This is a genomic window from Allobosea lupini (genome assembly GCF_900109525.1).
GTDB classification, from domain to species: domain Bacteria; phylum Pseudomonadota; class Alphaproteobacteria; order Rhizobiales; family Beijerinckiaceae; genus Allobosea; species Allobosea lupini.
On the sequence record NZ_FOAN01000001.1, the window covers coordinates 901345 to 918768 of the forward strand.

Sequence of the window (17424 nt, forward strand, 5' to 3'; positions counted from 1 at the left end):
ACGTTTCTCTTCCCTACTCGCCGGCGGCGACTTGTGGGCTTGCCGGTGCTGAGCTGGGCCGCGCCGTCGCGGCCATCATCTCGCGTACCTTCGCCATCAGATTCTCGCGCGCCATCTCGTAGCCGAGTTCGGTCGCGCTGGCGAACCCGACGGCATCCGTGCCGCCATGGCTCTTGATCACGATGCCTTCGAGCCCGAGGAACACGCCGCCATTGACCTTGCGCGGGTCCATCTTGTCCCTCAGCGCCGCGAAGGCGCCGCGGGCGAAAAGATAGCCGATCTTCGACATCAGTGAACGGCCCATCGCCGCGCGCAAGTATTCGCCGATCTGCTTGGCGGTGCCTTCGGCGGTCTTGAGGGCGATGTTGCCCGTGAAGCCCTCGGTGACGACGACGTCGACAGTGCCCTTTCCGAGATCGTCGCCCTCGACGAAGCCGTGATAATCGAGATGCGGCAGCGCGCTCTCGCGCAGGATCCGACCGGCTTCCTTGACCGCCTCGACGCCCTTGATCTCCTCGACGCCGACATTGAGCAGGCCGACGCTCGGCCGGTCGATATCGAGCACCACGCGCGCCATGGCCGCGCCCATCACGGCAAGATCGACCAGATGCTGAGCATCGGCTCCGATGGTGGCGCCGACATCGAGCACCACGCTCTCGCCGCGGACCGTCGGCCACAGGCAGGCGATCGCCGGGCGATCGACCTGCGGCATCGATTTCAGGCAGAACTTCGACATCGCCATCAGCGCGCCGGTGTTGCCGGCCGAGATCGTGACGTCGGCCTCGCCGGTCTTGGTGGCGTCGATGGCGCGCCACATCGACGACTTGTAGCGGCCATAGCGCAAGGCCTGGCTCGGCTTGTCGTCCATCTTCACCGAGACCTCGGTGTGGTGGAAGGTGGTGACGGCCTTCAGCTTCGGATGCGCGTCGAGCAGCGGCATGACCTCGCCCTCGTTGCCGAAGATCACGAATTTCGCGTCCGGGCGACGTTCGAGCGTGAGGGCGGCGCCCGGGATGACCACGGACGGACCGTGGTCCCCGCCCATGGCGTCAAGCGCGATTGTAACCGGGCGTGTCATGCGGGGGTGATCGATTCCAGGGCCTGCGCCCCCTGCCGGGGGCGGCCGGGCGGCGGCGGACAATAGCGGGTTGGCCGCTCGCCGCAAGGGAAAGCGCGGAGGTTTCCGCCGGTCATGGCTCGCGCTTCAGCTGCAACAGGGCAGCAAAAGGCGATTCGGCCGGCGTCTCCGGGGCGGGCTCGCTGAACGCCACGCCGGGCTTGCGCGGATAGGGATCGAGCGACAGCGCCAGGAATTCGAGCGTGACCACACCCAGATCGATCGTGCCGTCGATTATCGGCTCCGGCGGCTCCTCTTCGTTGAGCAGCACCTCGATGTCGATTTCGTCGTCCTCGGACGGCTTCGCCATGGCGGCGATCTCGGCCTCCGGCGCGAAATCGAGCTTGACCGGCACGTTGAGCTCGACCGGGAAGGGCTCGAGCGTGACGACGCAGTTCTGGTGCAGCCCCGCCTTGATCATGCCCTCGAGCTTGAGCCGCTCGCCATTGCGCGACAGCGTGTAGCTCGCCTTCAGCGCCTCGACCGAGGCGACGCCGAGATAGGTCGCGATTGCAGCAAGATCTGCCTGCTCAGGCGTGACCACGACCGGTACCGGGCGCAAGGTGATGCTCTCGACGCGAATCGGACGGTGAAGGGGCAATTTGTCCTGAGGGGAAACGGTCATGCTTCGATACTGCCTGAGAAAGGCGGGAACAACGGATCGGCGGCAAGGATATCGTCGAGCAAGCGCATGGCCAAGACGGCGCCCCCCGCCCTGGCATGGCGGGCCAGCGCCGCTGCATCGATCTGCGGGGCGATGTTGCGGGCGAGCGCGGCTTCGAAGGCTCCAGGCTCCCCGGCGGCAAGCGCCTCCTCATAGCCACTGAGCCGGCCATAGAAACTGCGGCCGATCTTCTTCATCCGCTTCGGCACGGCGACGTCGCTGATGCCGCCCTGGCGGAAACCGAGCTCGAGATAGGCAAAGCTGGCGTCGATCAGGTCCTGCGCCACGTCGGCCGCCGGGGCTGGCAAGTCGCGCAGCCGCCGCAGCACCAGGAAGAGATGCAGCGTCAGCGCCTCGAACCGCCCCTCGAAATCATCGGGCACGCGGCCCTGCAGATACAGGGCCGGCTCGCGCGAGGCGCCGACGATGCGCTCAAGCAACGTGTTGACCGGCGCCATGCGCGCACGCTTCCTGCCGAACAGGCCGAAGATCACAGCCCCTACCCGCCTTTCCCAACCAGCTTGGCTAAAAGTGACTTGCCTTGCCAAAGCCATCCTCGGGCGTTACGCCAAGCGCACCCACCCTGACAAGCGCGGCTGCTCCGCGCGCCTCCCCTTCGGATCCGCCACGCATGACTGCTCCGACCCGCCGTACCGTCCTGATCGGCTCGCTGGCCGCCGCCCTGCCGCTGGCCGGCTGCGGCACGGCCACCAATCTCGGCTTCCGCACCCCGACCTCGGCCGGCCTCAACGAGGAGTTCACCCGCGGCTTCGTCATGGATGACGAGCTGATCGCCAAGGTGAAGGTCGGCATGGACGTGCAGACCGTGCTGACCACGCTCGGCACGCCCTCGACCACCTCGACCGTCGGCAACCGCACCTTCTACTACATCAGCCAGAGGGTTCGCCGGCGCTTCCAGTTCCAGGACTTCGCCGTCATCGACCAGAATGTGCTGGTGATCTATTTCAACAAGGGCTTCAAGGTCGAGCGCATCGCCAATTACGGCCTGCAGGACGGCGTGATCTTCGACTTCATCAGCCGCACCACCCCGACCGGCGGCGAGGAGCAGAGCTTCCTGCGCAACCTGTTCCGCGGCGTCACCAAGTTCACGCCGTTCGGCGCCTGAACCCGTCTCGCCATTCATGACGCAAGAGCCCTGCGGCGACACCGCAGGGCTTTTTCATTGGCGGGCCCCCGCGTTCCGCGTCGTGACGGATGCTTCGTGCTTCCGAGTCGGGCGCTAAAGCAACAAGATAGATTCGCGACCTATCGGATGCGCGGCGATCTAGCCGCCCTTCGGCTTCCGTGCCGGCAGCGTCATCGCGAACACTCCGACGATGACCAGCGCGAGCCCGGCCCAGGCGGTCGGGCTCAGGCGCTCGCCGAGGAAGAGAACGCCCAGGGCAACTCCGGTGGGCACGCGCAGATAGGCGACCGAGGTCGTCCCGACCGTACCGAGCCGGTCGATCAACCGGAAATAGAGGATGAACGCCAGCGCGGTCGAGAACACCGACAGTGCCAGCAGCGCCTGGATCGATGCGGCCGAGGGCCTGATCGTCCAGGGCCGGTCTATGATCAGGCTGAAGGGGATCAGGATCACGGCGCCGCAGATCAAGGAGCCGGCGGCCGGCATGATCGGGTCGAGCCCCTTGAAATTGCGCCCGAACAGCGCCGCTCCGCCATAGCAGGCCGCCGCCGCGACGAGGGCGAGCTGGGCCCAGAGTTCGCGGCCGAAGCCCGAGAGCGCCTCCATGCCGATGATCAGGCAGACACCGAGCATGCCGGCGGCGACGCCAAACAGCTTCCTGCCCGCTGCGGCCTCGGTACGGAAGAGCAGCAGGCTGAGCAGGAAAGCGAAGATCGGCGACCCGGCATTGAGGATCGCAGCAAGGCCGGCATCGACGCTGGTCTCGGCCCAGGCGATCAGGGTGAACGGCACGGCGCTGTTGAGGCAGGCCTGGATCAGGAAGCGCCGCCAGATGACGGGATCTCGCGGCAGGCTGAGGCCGCGCCCGCGGATGACGACGAGCAGGAGCGCGCCGGCGACCAGTGTGCGCGCCGCGATCAAGGTCAGCGGCGGGATCGTCTCGACACCGAGCTTGATGAAGCTGTAGGAGGCGCCCCAGAGCGTCGCCAGAAGAAGCAGAGAGGCCAGATCGATCAGGTGGCCGGATCGTGCGGCGGCGGGAGCGGCTGGGGTGGTCATCGGGTCCTCCTCGGATGGCCGGGACCATGACAGGCGAAGCCAGGCCCGTCGCGCCGGAACGCTACGGCCCCGGCCGTAGCCTCGCAGATCGATTCAGCCGCTTGGCAATCTGATTCCGCAGCCGGGCGCCAATCTTTGCAGCGCAACGAAAAACCCCGCGGATCGCTCCGCGGGGCCAGGCATCTGTCAGGAGATCTGCCGCTCAGCTATGCGCCAGGATGGCGAGCAGCAGCAGCGCGATGATGTTGGTGATCTTGATCGCGGGATTCACGGCGGGGCCAGCCGTGTCCTTGTAGGGGTCGCCGACGGTGTCGCCGGTGACCGAAGCCTTATGCGCCTCGGAGCCCTTGAGATGGCGGACGCCGTCCTTGTCGACGAAGCCGTCCTCGAAGCTCTTCTTGGCGTTATCCCAGGCGCCGCCGCCCGAGGTCATCGAGATGGCGACGAAGATGCCGGTGACGATCACGCCCATCAGCATGGCGCCAACCGCGGCGAAGGCCTGGTTCTTGCCGGCGATGGCATTGATGACGAAGAAGGTCACGACCGGAGCGAGCACCGGCAGCAGCGACGGCAGCACCATTTCCTTGATCGCCGCCCTGGTCAGCAGGTCGACGGCGCGGGCATAGTCCGGCCGATCCGTGCCCTGCATGATGCCGGGTTTCTCCCTGAACTGACGGCGCACCTCCTCGACCACCGAGCCCGCCGCCTTGCCGACGGCGGTCATGCCCATGCCGCCGAACAGGAAGGGGATCAGGCCGCCGAGCAGCAGGCCGACGACGACGTAGGGATTGGACAGCGAGAAGTCGACGGTGACGCCCTTGAAGTACTGGAAGGTCGTCGAACCCGCCTTGTTGGCCTCGGCCACGAAGAAGTTGAGGTCCGAGGTGTAGGCAGCAAAGAGTACCAGCGCGCCAAGGCCGGCCGAGCCGATGGCGTAGCCCTTGGTGATCGCCTTGGTGGTGTTGCCGACGGCATCGAGCGCGTCGGTGGAGTGGCGGACCTCCTTGGGGAGGCCGGCCATCTCGGCGATGCCGCCGGCATTGTCGGTGACCGGACCGAAGGCGTCGAGCGCGACGACCACGCCGGCCAGCGCCAGCATGGCGGTGGTGGCGATGGCGATGCCGAACAGGCCGGCGAGACCGTAGGAGACGATGATGCCGGCGATGATCACGATGGTCGGCAGTGCGGTCGATTCCAAGGATACCGCGAGACCCTGGATGACATTGGTGCCGTGGCCGGTGACCGAGGCCTGGGCGATCGAGACGACAGGGCGCTTGCCGGTGCCGGTGTAGTACTCGGTGATGACGACGATCAGCAGCGTCACCGCGAGGCCGACAAGTGCGCAGCCGAACAGGCCACCCGAGGTGAAGGTCACGCCCTGCACCGTGGTGAACGAGGTGGCGAAGCCGCCGAACATCAGGTAATTGACCGCGGCGATCGCGCCGACGGAGAGCACGCCGGCGGCGATGAAGCCCTTGTAGAGCGCGCCCATGATCGACTGGTTGGCGCCGAGCTTGACGAAGAAGGTGCCGATGATCGAGGTGACGACGCAGGCCGCGCCGATCGCCATCGGATAGAGCATCATCGCGCCGAGCACGGGCTGACCGGCGAAGAAGATGGCGGACAGCACCATGGTCGCGACCAGCGTCACCGCATAGGTCTCGAACAGGTCGGCCGCCATGCCGGCGCAGTCACCGACATTGTCGCCGACATTGTCGGCGATCGTCGCCGGGTTGCGCGGGTCATCCTCGGGAATGCCGGCCTCGACCTTGCCGACGAGGTCGGCACCGACATCCGCGCCCTTGGTGAAGATGCCGCCGCCGAGGCGGGCAAAGATCGAGATCAGCGAGGCGCCGAAGCCGAGCGCGACGAGCGAGTCGATGACGACACGGCTCGAAGGCGCGAAGCCCTTCATCCCGGTGAGGAAGCCGTAATAGCAGGCGACGCCAAGCAGAGCGAGGCCGGCGACCAGCATGCCGGTGACCGCGCCCGCCTTGAAGGCGACGTCGAGGCCGTCGCCGAGCGACTGCATCGCCGCCTGGGCGGTGCGGACATTGGCGCGGACCGAGACGTTCATGCCGATGAAGCCGGCGGCGCCCGAGAGCACGGCGCCGATCAAGAAGCCGATGCCGACATAGGCGCCGAGCAGATAGGTGAGGCCGACGAAGAGTACCACTCCGACCATGGCGATTGTGACGTATTGGCGCTTGAGATAGGCCTGCGCGCCCTCGGCCACCGCACCGGAAATCTCCTGCATGCGCTGGTTGCCGGCATCGCGTTTCATCACGTCGCCATAGGCCCATAAGCCGTAGACGATCGATAACGCACTCAAGACAATGATGATGAGCAAGGCCGACATCGAATTTCCTATCCCTGAGATTTCGTCATCCGGGGTAGGACACCCCGACGGAGCCGGTTTTCCGGTTCTTTGAACGCAGGAAACGGCTCTGTCGGCCTCACGACGAATCAGGCCACAGCGCCGATCACCAGTGTCGGATCGGATTGTTGCCCAGTTTCCGCCAGAATCGCAAACGGGTCGGCTGACAATTCCGGGAGAATGTCAGGTCATCGTGCACCGATCTGCCGATCGGCCGTGACCATTTGAGGGTCACTCTAAAGTGCCACGTCCCGATTGACGTTCTTGTAGAGCAGGTAGCAGGCATCGCCGAAACCGGTCGGATAGAACTGCTGCGGGCAGTAGCCGCCCATCCAGATGAAGTCCTCGGCCCAGATCTCGTGCCAATCCTGCCCGAGGAAGTAGAGCCCCTGCCCTTCCAGCATGTAGAGCCCGTGCTCCATCACATGGGTCTCGACATCCGGGAAAAAGGCGCCTGGCTTGAACCACATCAGGTTCATCTCGAAATCGAAGCGCATGTCGCCATAGGGCAGCAGGAACTGGAAGCCGCGCCCCTCCATGCCGGTATGATTGGTCAGCGGGACCGCATCGCGATGCGACAGGATCGGCTCGGGCACGGCAAGGCCGGGCGCCGGCTCGTAGCGCTTGCGCAGGCCAAGGACGCGCACCGGCCCATCGCTGTCATTGCGCAGCGAGAACCGCGTTCCACCCGGAACATAGGCAAAGCTGCCGGGACCGAAGGCGTTGCCGCCGGCACCGTCAATGGCGAACGCCGCTTCGCCGGACAGTCCATAATAGAAGTGCTGCACGCCGTCCTCGGCGAAAGGCGCAAGCGTGCCGCCGCCGGGCTCGATCTCGAGCACGTACTGCGCAAACCGAGCCCCCAGCACCGGGGCTGCGAGAATGCGCGCAATGGTCTTCTCGACATGCGGCAACCGGCTGACCAGCACGCCCTCGGGCGGCATGAAGGCGTAGTTTCTCTGCACCACGCCGCGGTTGTGACCGATCGCGCCCGCGACGGGGCGACCGGCGCACTGGGGAAGCTGATGAGGGCGCATGCGAGGTCTCCGCTTCAGGCCGGACTATCCAGCAAGGATCACGCCACCACACGTCGCTGCAGGCCTTGCCAGGCGACCAGAGCCAGCGCGACTGCGACCGGCGGGAAGACCAGCCAGTTGACGCTGGTCCAGCCGCCGGCGCTGAGCAGTCCGCCGGAGGAGAAGGAGGCGATCGCGACCGAGCCGAAGACAAGGAAGTCGTTGGCCGCCTGGACCTTGACCCGCTCCTCCGGCCGGTAGCAGTCGGTCACCAGCGCGGTCGCACCGATGAAGCCGAAATTCCAGCCGATCCCGAGGAGGACGAGCGCGATCCAGAAATGCGCGACACTGAGGCCGCTGAGGCCGACGATCGCCGCGAGCGCCGTCAGCAAGAGGCCGGCAGCCGTGATCGTCTCCTTGCCGAAGCGGGCGATCAGGCGACCGGTGAAGAAGCTCGGCGCGAACATGGCGAGCACATGCCACTGGATACCGAGCGCGGCATCGCCGACACTGTGGCCGCAACCGACCATGGCGAGCGGGGCCGCTGTCATCACGAAGCTCATCAGCCCGTAGGCGACGAGCGCCGCGATCACCGAGGCGATGAACTTGGGTTGGCGCATGATCTCGGGAAGCGGCCGGCCGCCACCGGACTTCGCCTCCTTCACTGGTGGAGCGCGCAGCGCCAGCACGACACCAATGGCGATCAGAGCAAGCGCACCCTGCGCCAGAAAGCTTGCGGCAAAGGGCGCGGCCGGCGTCAGGTCACGCGTCCAGTAAACCGATTGCGGCCCGATCACGCCGGCAGCCAGCCCGCCGATCATCACCCAGGAGATCGCACGCGGCCGGAAGCCCTCGCTCGCCGTGTCGGCGGCGGCGAAGCGATAGCTCTGCACATAGGAGCCGTAGAGCCCGCACAGGAAGGTGCCAAGGCAGAACAGCCAGAACAGCCGTTCGGCCACACCGGTCGCGGCGACGCTGGCGCCGACGGCACCGATCAGCGCGCCGACGATATAGCCGCGGCGGCGGCCAAGCCGGCGCATCAGGAACGCCGCCGGGATGACGCCAGTGGCCAGACCGAGCTGCATCAGGCTGACCGGCACGGTGGCGAAGGCCTGGTTCGCGACCAGTTGCGAGCCGACGATGCCGCCGAGCGAGATCACGATCGCCGGGCTCGCGCCGCCGAGCGCCTGGGCGCCGGCGAGCACGAGCGCATTGCGCTTGGCGAGCGTATCGCCGTCCATCACCGGAACATGCTGGTTCATCGCAGCCGCCGCCCTTCGCGGCCGCCCAGCCGCCGTCAGAAATGAGCGAAGGAGCCGCGCGCGAAGCTTCGCGGCCGGCCCGCTTCGGTATAGCGCACGTTCCCCGCCTCGGCGGTGACGCGCCCGATGCGCGCGAGGCTGAGCCCCGCCGCCTCCGCGGCAGCAACCATAGAAGGAAATTCTCCTTCCGGGATCGTACAGAGAATTTCGTAGTCGTCGCCGCCGGTCCAGGCCAGTTCCGCCAGTGCGGGATCGGCCATGACGGCAGAGCGGGCCGCGGGCGAGAGCGGCACGGCATCGAGGTCTATCTCCGCCCCCGCCTTCGAGGCCGCCAGCAGCTTGGCAAGGTCGCCGACCAGCCCGTCGGAGACATCCATCGCAGCCGAGGCATGCGCCTGCAGGGCGGCGGCGAGCGCAACCCGCGGCTGCGGGTGCAGATAGCGATCGGTGAGGAAGGCGCGATCGGCTTCCGGGAGTTGGCCGACCCAGGCGGGCCGATCCGGCCCGTGCGCCTTCAGGCCGAGCGCGCCGTCGCCGATCGTGCCGGTGACGGCGACGACATCGCACGGCTTGGCTCCCGAACGCAGCACCATGCGGCCGGCGGGAACGCTGCCGAAGGCGGTGATCGAGAGGGTCAGCGGGCCGTTGGTCGAGACCGTGTCGCCACCGATCAGCGGACAATCGGCCTCGCCCGCCATGACACCGAGCCCCTGTGCGAAGCCGGCGAGCCAGTCTTCCGTCCAGCCCGTGGGCAGAGCGAGCGTCAGGACGAAGCCGTCGGGCCTAGCGCCCTTGGCGGCGAGATCGGAGAGATTGACGCCGAGCGCCTTGCGCCCGATCGAGGCCGGCGGGTCGTCGGCGAAGAAGTGCACGCCGGCGACGAGCGCATCGGCGGTGACCACGAGCTCATAGCCGCGCGCCGGGCGCAGCAAGGCGGCGTCGTCGATCAGGCCGAGCCCGGCGCGGCCGGCGATCGGCGCGAAATAGCGGGCGATCAGCTCGAATTCGCCGGGGCTCCGGGGTCCGGCCACGGCGCCGCTCACGCTGCCGGAGCGTCGAATTCCTCGGCGCGGACGTCGCGGGCCATCCTGTCGAGCACCGCGTTGACCATGCCGACCTCGTCGCCCTCGTAGAAGGAGCGGGCGACCGCGACATATTCCGAGATCACGGCACGGCCCGGCACGTCCTTGCGGAAGGCGAGCTCATAGGCGCCGGCGCGCAGGATGGCGCGCACCACCGCCTCGACGCGCTTCAACGGCCAGCCGGAGGCGAGGAGATCGTCGACGGAACGGTCGACCAGACGCTGCTCACGGACGACGCCGCCGAGCAGGTCGCGGAAGAAGGCGATCTCGGCCTTGGGGAGCTCGATGTCCTCGACTTCCTTGCCGATCCAGAAGGCTTCGAACTCGGCCATGGCCTCGACCACGCCGCGCCCACCGACCTCCATCTCGTAGAGCGCCTGGACGGCCGACAGCCGGGCGCCGCGGCGCATCTCGGATCGGCTCATTTCGACTCCTCCGCCAGCGAGCGCTTGTAACGCAGCACCGCGAGCGCAGCTTCCGCCGCGCCGCCACCCTTGTCCATCTCGCTGCGGTTGGCGCGGGCCCAGGCCTGCGCGTCGTTCTCGACAGTGAGGATGCCGTTGCCGAGCGGCAGGGCAAAGGCGACCGACAGGTCCATCAGCGCGCGCGAGCTCTCGCCGGCGACGATGTCGTAATGGCCGGTCTCGCCGCGGATGACGGTGCCGAGCGCGACGACGGCCTCATAAGGGTCGACCGCCTCGTCGGCGGCGCGCAGGCCGATGACGATGGCGGAGGGGATTTCGAGCGCGCCGGGGACGGTGACGACATCGACGCGGCAGCCGGCCTTCTCCAGCACGGCGGTCGCGCCGGCGAGCAGTTCGTCGGCGAGGCCATCATAGAAACGGGCCTCGACCACCAGCACACGGGCGTCGTCGAGCGGAGCGGCTGAGGCAGCCGAAGATTGCCGGGATCCGGCCATGGCGTCTTCCTTATGCAAGAGATGGTGCCCGTGAATATCCAAGCACCAAAGCCCTCATCCTGAGGAGCTGTTTCGACAGAAACTGCTCCTCAGGATGAGGGCTGAGCGTTGGGCCGGCTTTAGCCCCCCGGACGCGCCTCCGCAAGCCGCGCGGCATACCGCGCCATCAGATCGACCTCGACATGGACGCCGTCTCCCTTCCTGCGCTCACCCCAGGTTGTGACGCTGAAGGAATGCGGGATCAGCAGCACGGTGAAGACGTCGTCCTCGACCGTGTTGACGGTCAGCGATGTCCCGTCGAGGCAGATCGAGCCCTTGGCGGCGATGAAGCGAGCGAGCCCCTGCGGCGCCCGGATATGGAAGCGGGCCGTCGCGCCCCAGGGCTCGCTCGGGTCGGGCGCGATCTCGTCGATCGTCAGGATGGTGCCGACGCCGTCGACATGGCCGGTGACGAGATGACCGCCGAGTTCGTCGCCCATCTTGAGCGAGCGCTCCAGGTTGATCTTCGTGCCTGACATCCACGCGCCGACGGACGTCTTCGCCAGGGTCTCGGCGGCCGCCTCCACCTGGAACAGGCAGCCGGGCTCGCCATCCTCGCGCGGCTTGAGGGCCGTGACAGTCAGGCAGACGCCGGCACAGGCGATCGAGGCGCCGAGCTCGATGCCGGATGCCTCCCACGGGCACGAGATATCGAACTGCTTCAGGCTCGGGCCCTTGGTCTGCGAGCGGGTGACGGTGCCGATGGCGGTGACGATGCCGGTGAACATCAGGCGATCCTCGTGAAGACTTCAAAACGGTCGCAGCCGATCTGCCCGGCTTCGGTGACGGCGTAGATTTCGGGATCGGCGAGCAGCGCCGCAAGTCCCGGCCTGACGGCGACGACGCCCTCGGCCCCGAGCGGCTTCGGCGAGGTCGAGACGATGACCTCGTCGGCAAGGCCCCGCAGCGCCAGTTGCTCGCCAATCGTCGGGCCACCTTCCGAGAAGACGCGGGTGATGCCGCGGGCCGCCAACAGTCGCAGCGCCTCCGATAGGTCGAGATGGCCGTCGGCGCCGCGCGAGACGCGCATGACCTCGACGCCGGCGGCGACCAGCTTCTCCTCGGCCGCGACCGGGGCATCCTCGGCCGCGATCACCCAGAGCGGCACAGTCGCTGCGCCCTGAACCAGCTTGGCGTCGAGCGGCAGGCGGAGCGAGGAATCGAGCACGACCCGGATGGGCGAGCGGATTTCGAGTCCGGGCAGGCGCACGGTCAGCAGCGGGTCGTCGGCAAGGACGCTGCCGATGCCGAGCATGATCGCATCATGGCTAGCGCGCAGGCGGTGTACCCATTCGCCGGATTCCGGACATGAGATGGCGAGCCTAGCGCCCCCTAACCCGCCGGCGAAGCCATCTGCCGTGCGCGCAACCTTGAAGGTCACCATCGGCCGTCCCTCGGTCACCCGCAGCACATGGCCGCGATGGCTGCGCTGCGCCTGGTCCTCGAGCACGCCGAGCTTGACCTCCACACCTGCCATACGAAGCAAGGCATGGCTGAGACCGGCAATCTGCGGATTGGGATCCGACATCGCAGAGACGACGCGCCGGACGCCGGCGAGCAAGGTGCGCTCGACACAAGGCGTGCCGCCACGGATCGTGCGGTGCGAGCAGGGCTCCAGCGTGACATAGAGCGTGCCGCCGCTCGCCGCTGCGCCGGCGTTCTCGAAAGCCATCGCCTCGGCGTGCGGGCGACCGCCGGGTTGCGTGCGACCCTCGCCGACGACTACCGGGCCGTCCGGACCATCGCGCACGACGACGGCGCCGACGCTGGGATTGGGCCAGGTCTGGCCGAGCCCACGCGCGCCGAGCTCCAGCGCCCGCGCCATGAAGGCGCGGTCGATCGCGTCCTGATCAGGCATCGTCGCGGGCGGGCGCCGGCTTGGTCACGGGCTCGATCTCATCGCTACCGAGCTGGCCGAGCAGCTCCTCGAAATCGCGGGCTTCACGGAAATTCCGGTAGACCGAGGCGAAGCGGACATAGGCGACGTCGTCGAGCGATTTCAACCCCTCCATCACCAGCTCGCCGACGGCCGAGCTCTGGATCTCACCCTCGCCCGAGCTTTCGAGCTGGCGGACGATGCCGTTGACCATGCGCTCGATCCGCTCGGGCGCGACCGGGCGCTTGCGCAGCGCCACCTCGATCGAGGTCTGCAGCTTGTCGCGATCGAAGGCGGTGCGCCGGCCCGAGCGCTTGACCACGGTGAGCTCGCGCAGCTGCACGCGCTCGAAGGTCGTGAAGCGGCCGCCGCAATCTGGGCAGACGCGCCGGCGCCGGATCGAAGCGTGGTCGTCGGTCGGCCGCGAATCCTTCACCTGGGTATCGAGCGAGCCGCAATAGGGACAGCGCATGAATGGGGCCTTCAGGTTAGCTTGAGGGACGATAGCGCCCGCGGCCCTTCCTTGCCTCAGCCATGCCGTCGCAGGCCAGCGAAAAACGACCAGCCGGCGGCAAGGGAGCAAGCACGAGATTGCATGACGCTCCGGCACCGGATCGCGGCCCTCGCCAGAACATGACGCCGGACGATGCGCCTTCCCCATGGCAGGATGTCGTTCTGCGACCCGCCTGCGCCTGCCTCCCGATCCACAAAGCTCGCCAATCGGAGTTACGCAGATGTCCAATGATACTGTCGGCGACGCCTTCGGCGGCCTGGTCGTCCTGGCCTTCGACCTTCTCGACAGCGAAATCCAGAGGTCTCCCGAACGCCTCGCCGAGATCCTCAAGAGCCCTGTCGTCCTGTCGACAGCGCAGAAGGGTCTGCTGAGCTTCGCGAACGCGAAACTCAAGAGCCAGACGACCCAGCTCTCGTCCGAGGACATCCAGAAGCTGCGCTCGATCGGCGACGACGTGCTGTCCAAGGCGGCCGACGAGTATTTCAAGCAGATCAAGAAGTCGTCGAACTACAAGGCTCTGGAAAAGCAGGTCGATGCGTTCAAAGCGGCAGCAAGCTCCTCGGCGCTCGGCGTCTGGGTCGATCAGCACAAGGGCATCGTCTACGTCGTCGGCGCGGCGCTGGCGCTCGGAGCGGGCGCCGCCCTCTTCGTCACCAAGCCGAACAACGGGGCGGTGACGCTCGGCCTGCAGCAGCTGGAAAAGCTCAAATTCGAGGTCGTCAAGCTCGGCGCGCTGAAACTCGGCGTCGGCGGCATCGTCTTCGATCCGACCGCCGAGCTGGTCGGCGCCAAACTGACCGGCAAGCTGAAATGGGACCGGCTAAAGCTCGATCTCTCGATGCAGGTGGTGACCAAGTCGGCCGCGATCGAGAAGGTCGAGGGCGAGGTCATGGTCCAGTACGGCTCGTTCGAGCTCAGCGGCATCGTCAAGAAGGACGTGACCAAGCCGACCGTCGACCTCAACCTCAAGCTGAGCGCGACGGATGACCGCTTCAACGTTTCCGTCGCGGCGCAGGTCAAGGACGGCCAGTTCGGCGGCAGCGCCTCTGCCGGCTACAAGATCACTAAAGGGCTCGACCTCAACGCCGAACTCAGCCGGACCAACCGGAGCGATGCGCCCGGAGGCCCGGAGAACCTGTTCATGATCAAGCTGACCGGGACCTTCCCGTAGAAAGCGGTCCGGACGCCTCCCGCTCAGTAGATCGGGAAGCGCGCCGTCAGCTCGTGGGCCTTGGCCTTGACCGCCTGCTCGACGGCGGCGTTGCCCTCTTCGCCATTGGCGGCGAGGCCGTCCAGCACCTCGGCGATCAATTCGCCGACCTTCTTGAACTCGGCGACGCCGAAGCCGCGCGAGGTCGCAGCGGGCGTACCCAGGCGGATGCCGGAGGTGACCATCGGCTTCTCCGGATCGAAGGGGATGCCGTTCTTGTTGCAGGTGATGTGAGCGCGCCCGAGCGCAGCCTCGGCCGCCTTGCCGGTGACCTTCTTGGAGCGCAGGTCAACCAGCATCAGGTGGTTGTCGGTGCCGCCGGTGACAAGGTCGAAGCCCTTGCTCTTCAGCGTCTCGGCCAGCGCCTTGGCATTGGCGACGACGGCATGGGCGTAGCTCTTGAACTCCGGCTGCAGCGCCTCGTGGAACGAGACCGCCTTGGCGGCGATGACGTGCATCAGCGGGCCGCCCTGCAGGCCCGGGAACACCGCCGAGTTGATCTTCTTGGCGATCGCCTCGTCATTCGTCAGCACCATGCCACCGCGCGGGCCGCGCAGCGTCTTGTGCGTGGTGGTGGTGACGACATGGGCGTGCGGGAACGGCGAGGGATGGGCGCCGCCGGCGACCAGCCCGGCGAAATGGGCGATATCGACCATGAAATAGGCACCGACCTTGTCGGCGATCTCGCGGAAGCGCGCGAAGTCCCAGTGACGGGCATAGGCGGAGCCGCCGGCAACGATGATCTTCGGCTTGTTCTCGACGGCGAGACGCTCCATCGCGTCATAGTCGATCAGCTGGTCGACGACGCAGACGCCATAGGGCACGACCTTGAACCACTTGCCGGACTGGTTGACCGGGGCGCCATGGGTAAGATGGCCGCCGGCAGCGAGATCGAGGCCCATGAAGGTGTCGCCCGGCTGCATCAGCGCCATGAACACGGACTGGTTGGCCTGGCTGCCGGAGTTCGGCTGGACATTGGCGAACTGGCAGTCGAACAGGCGGCAGGCGCGCTCGATCGCAAGCTTCTCGGCGATGTCGACGAACTGGCAGCCGCCGTAATAGCGCCGGCCCGGATACCCCTCGGCGTATTTGTTGGTCATCACCGAGCCTTGAGCCTCGAGCACCGCCTGCGAGACGATGTTCTCCGAGGCGATGAGCTCGATCTCTTCGCGCTGGCGACCAAGCTCGAGCTCGATGGCGCGGGCGATCTCGGGATCGACATCGGCAAGGCCGGCGCCGAAGAAGGAGTTGGAGAGGTGCTTGTCGCGCGCGGCTTCGGTCATATCCGGCTCCTAAGAATGCGGCGGCCGATCCCGGCCGATCCCCGCGCGGTCCCTATCACGCAGAGTGAGGCTGTCCAAGCGCTAGATGGACGCGGCTAAGGAGCTGCCCGGCGCGCGCCCGAACGCCGGACGGACGGGCGGTAGACGAGCTTCCGGCGCGAGGCAGCCTGCATCAGCTTGCGGAAGGTCGGGCACTCCAGATGCGAGGGTGCGGGGCAGTCCGCGATGTGGCGCAGCATGTCACGCAGCGTGCGCAATTCAGCCATCTGGCGCTGCAGCTCGTCGGCCTTAAGGCGCAGCTGGTCGCGCGGAATATCGGGCCTGCCGTCGCGGCCGAACATGCCGGCGATCTCTTCCAGCGAGAAGCCGGCCGCCTTGCCCATGGCGATCAGCGACAGCTTCAGCAGCACATCGGCATCGAATTGCCGCCGCAGGCCCCGCCGCCGGAGCGAGGCGATCAGGCCGATCTCCTCGTAATAGCGAAGGGTCGAGGGCGCGACGCCCGCGCGTTCGGCGACCTCGCCGATATCCAGAACAGTCATGCTTGACCTCAAGTCGACTTGAATTTGTACGCTCTGCCGAACGTATCATTTCGGCAAGAGGTTCATCATGGAAGCTGTTCTCGTTTCAAGGCAAATTCCGATCTGGCAGGATCGGCGCGCCATCGCCCTGCTGATGGCGGCATCGCTCACCACCATGGCGAACGCGACGATCGCCCCGGCCCTGCCCGGGCTGGAACGGCTGTTCGCGGACGATCCCAACGCCGCGCTGCTTACGCGGCTCCTGGTGCCGGCGCCCTCGCTCAGCGTCGCGATTCTTGCACCACTCGCCGGGCTCGCGGCCGACCGCTACGGACGGCGCCGGTTGCTGCTCGTCGGCGTGATCCTGTTCGTGCTGTCAGGCTGCGCCGGGCTCGTCCTGCCCGACCTGCCGACGATCTTCGCCAGCCGGCTCGTATTGGGGGTGGCGGTCGCCCTGATCATGACGGCGCAGACAGCGCTGATCGGCGACTATTTCACCGGCGACGACCGCAATGCGCTGACCGGCCTGCAGATCTCGGCGCGCAATCTCGGCGGGCTCGTCTTCATTCTCACCGCCGGCTGGGCCGCGACGCTGTCGCCGCGCCTGCCCTTCGCGATCTACGGTCTGGCGGCTGCCTTCCTGCCGCTGATGTGGCTGGTGATCGTCGATCCGTCGCGCTTGTCGCCGACCAGCGGCGCGAAACCAGGCGCCCTGAGCGACGACAACCGCAGCTGGCGACTGCCCCTCGCGTTGCTGGTGCTGCTGCAGGGCACAACGAACATGATCTTCTTCATCATGCCGACGCAGCTGTCCTTCTTCCTGGATGCGCGAGGCCATGACAGCGCGATCATGACCGGCTCGGCGCTAGGCGTGCTGATGCTGTCGGGCGGCGGCTTCGCCCTGCTCTACTCCCGCATCCAGCGCGCTGTCGGCTACGCCGGCATTTTCGCTCTCGGCTATGGCGCGATGGCGCTGGGTTTCCTCATGCTGCTGCTCGCCGCGACCAATCCGGCGATCTTTGCGGCCGTGGCAGCGATCGGCGCGGGCTATGCGCTGGTCTCGCCGAGCTTCGTCGCCCTCGCCCTCAATCTCGCACCGACGCGGAAGCGCGGGCTCGCCGGCGGCATCCTGACCGCCTCGATCTTCATCGGCCAGTTCTGCTCGCCCCTGCTCAGCACGCCAGTGATCGCCGGGTTCGGTTACGCGAACCTGTTCGGCATCACGTCCGCCCTGCTGACGATCATGACCGTCACGGCCGCGCTGACCGGTGCCGCTGACAGGCTGCGCCGGCGATAGTGCGGCGATATGGAGTGCTGCCTCGTGCGCGGTCTGCTTTA

The 17424-nt window shown here is 67.1% G+C and carries 18 protein-coding genes; 3 read left to right on the forward strand and 15 right to left on the reverse strand.

Features of this window, described 5'->3' with window-relative positions:
• Positions 1–13: 13 nt before the first annotated feature.
• From plsX to BMZ21_RS04420, 3 genes are all read right to left on the reverse strand, one after another.
• Entirely contained in the window at positions 14–1078 is a 1065-nt protein-coding gene (gene plsX, locus BMZ21_RS04410) for a phosphate acyltransferase PlsX (protein ID WP_091830074.1), read from the reverse strand.
• 112 nt (positions 1079–1190) lie between these two features.
• Positions 1191–1742: a YceD family protein gene (locus BMZ21_RS04415; protein WP_091830076.1), complete on the reverse strand. Its 552-nt coding sequence runs from the start codon at positions 1740–1742 to the stop codon at positions 1191–1193.
• Positions 1739–2239 (reverse strand): ubiquinol-cytochrome C chaperone family protein, encoded by a 501-nt coding sequence (locus tag BMZ21_RS04420; RefSeq protein WP_167561520.1) that lies wholly within the window; start codon positions 2237–2239, stop codon positions 1739–1741. The genes BMZ21_RS04415 and BMZ21_RS04420 overlap by 4 nt, the downstream gene beginning before the upstream one ends.
• A 173-nt stretch (positions 2240–2412) precedes the next feature.
• Between BMZ21_RS04420 and BMZ21_RS04425 the strand changes: the two genes are divergently transcribed.
• Positions 2413–2907, forward strand: coding sequence for an outer membrane protein assembly factor BamE (locus BMZ21_RS04425; RefSeq protein ID WP_091830080.1), 495 nt, complete (start codon positions 2413–2415; stop codon positions 2905–2907).
• A 159-nt stretch (positions 2908–3066) separates the two neighbouring features.
• Here the strand turns inward: BMZ21_RS04425 and BMZ21_RS04430 are convergent, their stop codons facing one another.
• The 10 genes from BMZ21_RS04430 to nrdR all read right to left on the reverse strand — a co-directional run bounded on the left by BMZ21_RS04430 (position 3067) and on the right by nrdR (position 13030).
• The gene (locus BMZ21_RS04430) at positions 3067–3987 is read right to left on the reverse strand and encodes a DMT family transporter (protein WP_091830082.1); all 921 of its coding nucleotides are present in this window, start codon (positions 3985–3987) and stop codon (positions 3067–3069) included.
• 202 nt (positions 3988–4189) lie between these two features.
• Positions 4190–6346, reverse strand: a complete 2157-nt coding sequence (locus tag BMZ21_RS04435; protein ID WP_091830084.1) for a sodium-translocating pyrophosphatase — start codon at positions 6344–6346, stop codon at positions 4190–4192.
• 254 nt (positions 6347–6600) lie between these two features.
• Complete coding sequence (gene allE / locus BMZ21_RS04440; RefSeq protein ID WP_091830086.1) at positions 6601–7401, reverse strand: (S)-ureidoglycine aminohydrolase; 801 nt, start codon at positions 7399–7401, stop codon at positions 6601–6603.
• Between the two features lie 38 nt (positions 7402–7439).
• A complete protein-coding gene (locus BMZ21_RS04445) occupies positions 7440–8642 on the reverse strand; it encodes an MFS transporter (protein WP_244543689.1) in 1203 nt (400 codons plus the stop codon).
• 35 nt (positions 8643–8677) lie between these two features.
• Complete coding sequence (gene thiL, locus BMZ21_RS04450; RefSeq protein WP_091830616.1) at positions 8678–9673, reverse strand: thiamine-phosphate kinase; 996 nt, start codon at positions 9671–9673, stop codon at positions 8678–8680.
• Positions 9674–9681: 8 nt separating this feature from the next.
• The gene (gene nusB, locus BMZ21_RS04455) at positions 9682–10149 is read right to left on the reverse strand and encodes a transcription antitermination factor NusB (protein WP_091830088.1); all 468 of its coding nucleotides are present in this window, start codon (positions 10147–10149) and stop codon (positions 9682–9684) included.
• Positions 10146–10643 (reverse strand): 6,7-dimethyl-8-ribityllumazine synthase, encoded by a 498-nt coding sequence (gene ribH / locus BMZ21_RS04460; protein ID WP_091830091.1) that lies wholly within the window; start codon positions 10641–10643, stop codon positions 10146–10148. The genes nusB and ribH overlap by 4 nt, the downstream gene beginning before the upstream one ends.
• A gap of 119 nt (positions 10644–10762) precedes the next feature.
• On the reverse strand, positions 10763–11410 hold the full coding sequence (locus BMZ21_RS04465) for a riboflavin synthase (protein WP_091830093.1): 648 nt from the start codon (positions 11408–11410) through the stop codon (positions 10763–10765).
• Positions 11410–12540: a bifunctional diaminohydroxyphosphoribosylaminopyrimidine deaminase/5-amino-6-(5-phosphoribosylamino)uracil reductase RibD gene (gene ribD, locus BMZ21_RS04470; RefSeq protein WP_091830095.1), complete on the reverse strand. Its 1131-nt coding sequence runs from the start codon at positions 12538–12540 to the stop codon at positions 11410–11412. Before ribD ends, BMZ21_RS04465 begins: the two co-directional genes overlap by 1 nt.
• Complete coding sequence (gene nrdR, locus BMZ21_RS04475) at positions 12533–13030, reverse strand: transcriptional regulator NrdR (protein WP_091830097.1); 498 nt, start codon at positions 13028–13030, stop codon at positions 12533–12535. Before nrdR ends, ribD begins: the two co-directional genes overlap by 8 nt.
• 262 nt (positions 13031–13292) lie before the next feature.
• Here nrdR and BMZ21_RS04480 point away from each other — a divergent pair, with 262 nt between their 5' ends.
• On the forward strand, positions 13293–14243 hold the full coding sequence (locus BMZ21_RS04480) for a hypothetical protein (protein WP_091830099.1): 951 nt from the start codon (positions 13293–13295) through the stop codon (positions 14241–14243).
• A 23-nt stretch (positions 14244–14266) separates the two neighbouring features.
• Here the strand turns inward: BMZ21_RS04480 and glyA are convergent, their stop codons facing one another.
• Both glyA and BMZ21_RS04490 read right to left on the reverse strand, forming a co-directional pair.
• Positions 14267–15565: a serine hydroxymethyltransferase gene (gene glyA, locus BMZ21_RS04485; protein ID WP_091830101.1), complete on the reverse strand. Its 1299-nt coding sequence runs from the start codon at positions 15563–15565 to the stop codon at positions 14267–14269.
• A 95-nt stretch (positions 15566–15660) separates the two neighbouring features.
• A complete protein-coding gene (locus tag BMZ21_RS04490) occupies positions 15661–16107 on the reverse strand; it encodes a helix-turn-helix domain-containing protein (protein WP_091830103.1) in 447 nt (148 codons plus the stop codon).
• Positions 16108–16174: 67 nt separating this feature from the next.
• Between BMZ21_RS04490 and BMZ21_RS04495 the strand changes: the two genes are divergently transcribed.
• Entirely contained in the window at positions 16175–17383 is a 1209-nt protein-coding gene (locus tag BMZ21_RS04495; protein WP_091830105.1) for an MFS transporter, read from the forward strand.
• Positions 17384–17424: the final 41 nt, after the last annotated feature.

Bases quoted from the DNA above. Each gene is read 5' to 3' on its own strand.
- BMZ21_RS04495 (WP_091830105.1), top strand. From the start codon at position 16,175: ATGGAAGCTGTTCTCGTTTCAAGGCAAATTCCGATCTGGCAGGATCGG.
- nrdR (WP_091830097.1), bottom strand. From the start codon at position 13,030: ATGCGCTGTCCCTATTGCGGCTCGCTCGATACCCAGGTGAAGGATTCG.
- ribH (WP_091830091.1), bottom strand. From the start codon at position 10,643: ATGGCCGGATCCCGGCAATCTTCGGCTGCCTCAGCCGCTCCGCTCGAC.
- plsX (WP_091830074.1), bottom strand. From the start codon at position 1,078: ATGACACGCCCGGTTACAATCGCGCTTGACGCCATGGGCGGGGACCAC.
- nusB (WP_091830088.1), bottom strand. From the start codon at position 10,149: ATGAGCCGATCCGAGATGCGCCGCGGCGCCCGGCTGTCGGCCGTCCAG.
- ribD (WP_091830095.1), bottom strand. From the start codon at position 12,540: ATGCCTGATCAGGACGCGATCGACCGCGCCTTCATGGCGCGGGCGCTG.
- BMZ21_RS04445 (WP_244543689.1), bottom strand. From the start codon at position 8,642: ATGAACCAGCATGTTCCGGTGATGGACGGCGATACGCTCGCCAAGCGC.
- allE (WP_091830086.1), bottom strand. From the start codon at position 7,401: ATGCGCCCTCATCAGCTTCCCCAGTGCGCCGGTCGCCCCGTCGCGGGC.
- BMZ21_RS04420 (WP_167561520.1), bottom strand. From the start codon at position 2,239: ATGGCGCCGGTCAACACGTTGCTTGAGCGCATCGTCGGCGCCTCGCGC.
- BMZ21_RS04490 (WP_091830103.1), bottom strand. From the start codon at position 16,107: ATGACTGTTCTGGATATCGGCGAGGTCGCCGAACGCGCGGGCGTCGCG.
- BMZ21_RS04480 (WP_091830099.1), top strand. From the start codon at position 13,293: ATGTCCAATGATACTGTCGGCGACGCCTTCGGCGGCCTGGTCGTCCTG.
- BMZ21_RS04430 (WP_091830082.1), bottom strand. From the start codon at position 3,987: ATGACCACCCCAGCCGCTCCCGCCGCCGCACGATCCGGCCACCTGATC.
- BMZ21_RS04415 (WP_091830076.1), bottom strand. From the start codon at position 1,742: ATGACCGTTTCCCCTCAGGACAAATTGCCCCTTCACCGTCCGATTCGC.
- BMZ21_RS04465 (WP_091830093.1), bottom strand. From the start codon at position 11,410: ATGTTCACCGGCATCGTCACCGCCATCGGCACCGTCACCCGCTCGCAG.
- BMZ21_RS04435 (WP_091830084.1), bottom strand. From the start codon at position 6,346: ATGTCGGCCTTGCTCATCATCATTGTCTTGAGTGCGTTATCGATCGTC.
- BMZ21_RS04425 (WP_091830080.1), top strand. From the start codon at position 2,413: ATGACTGCTCCGACCCGCCGTACCGTCCTGATCGGCTCGCTGGCCGCC.
- glyA (WP_091830101.1), bottom strand. From the start codon at position 15,565: ATGACCGAAGCCGCGCGCGACAAGCACCTCTCCAACTCCTTCTTCGGC.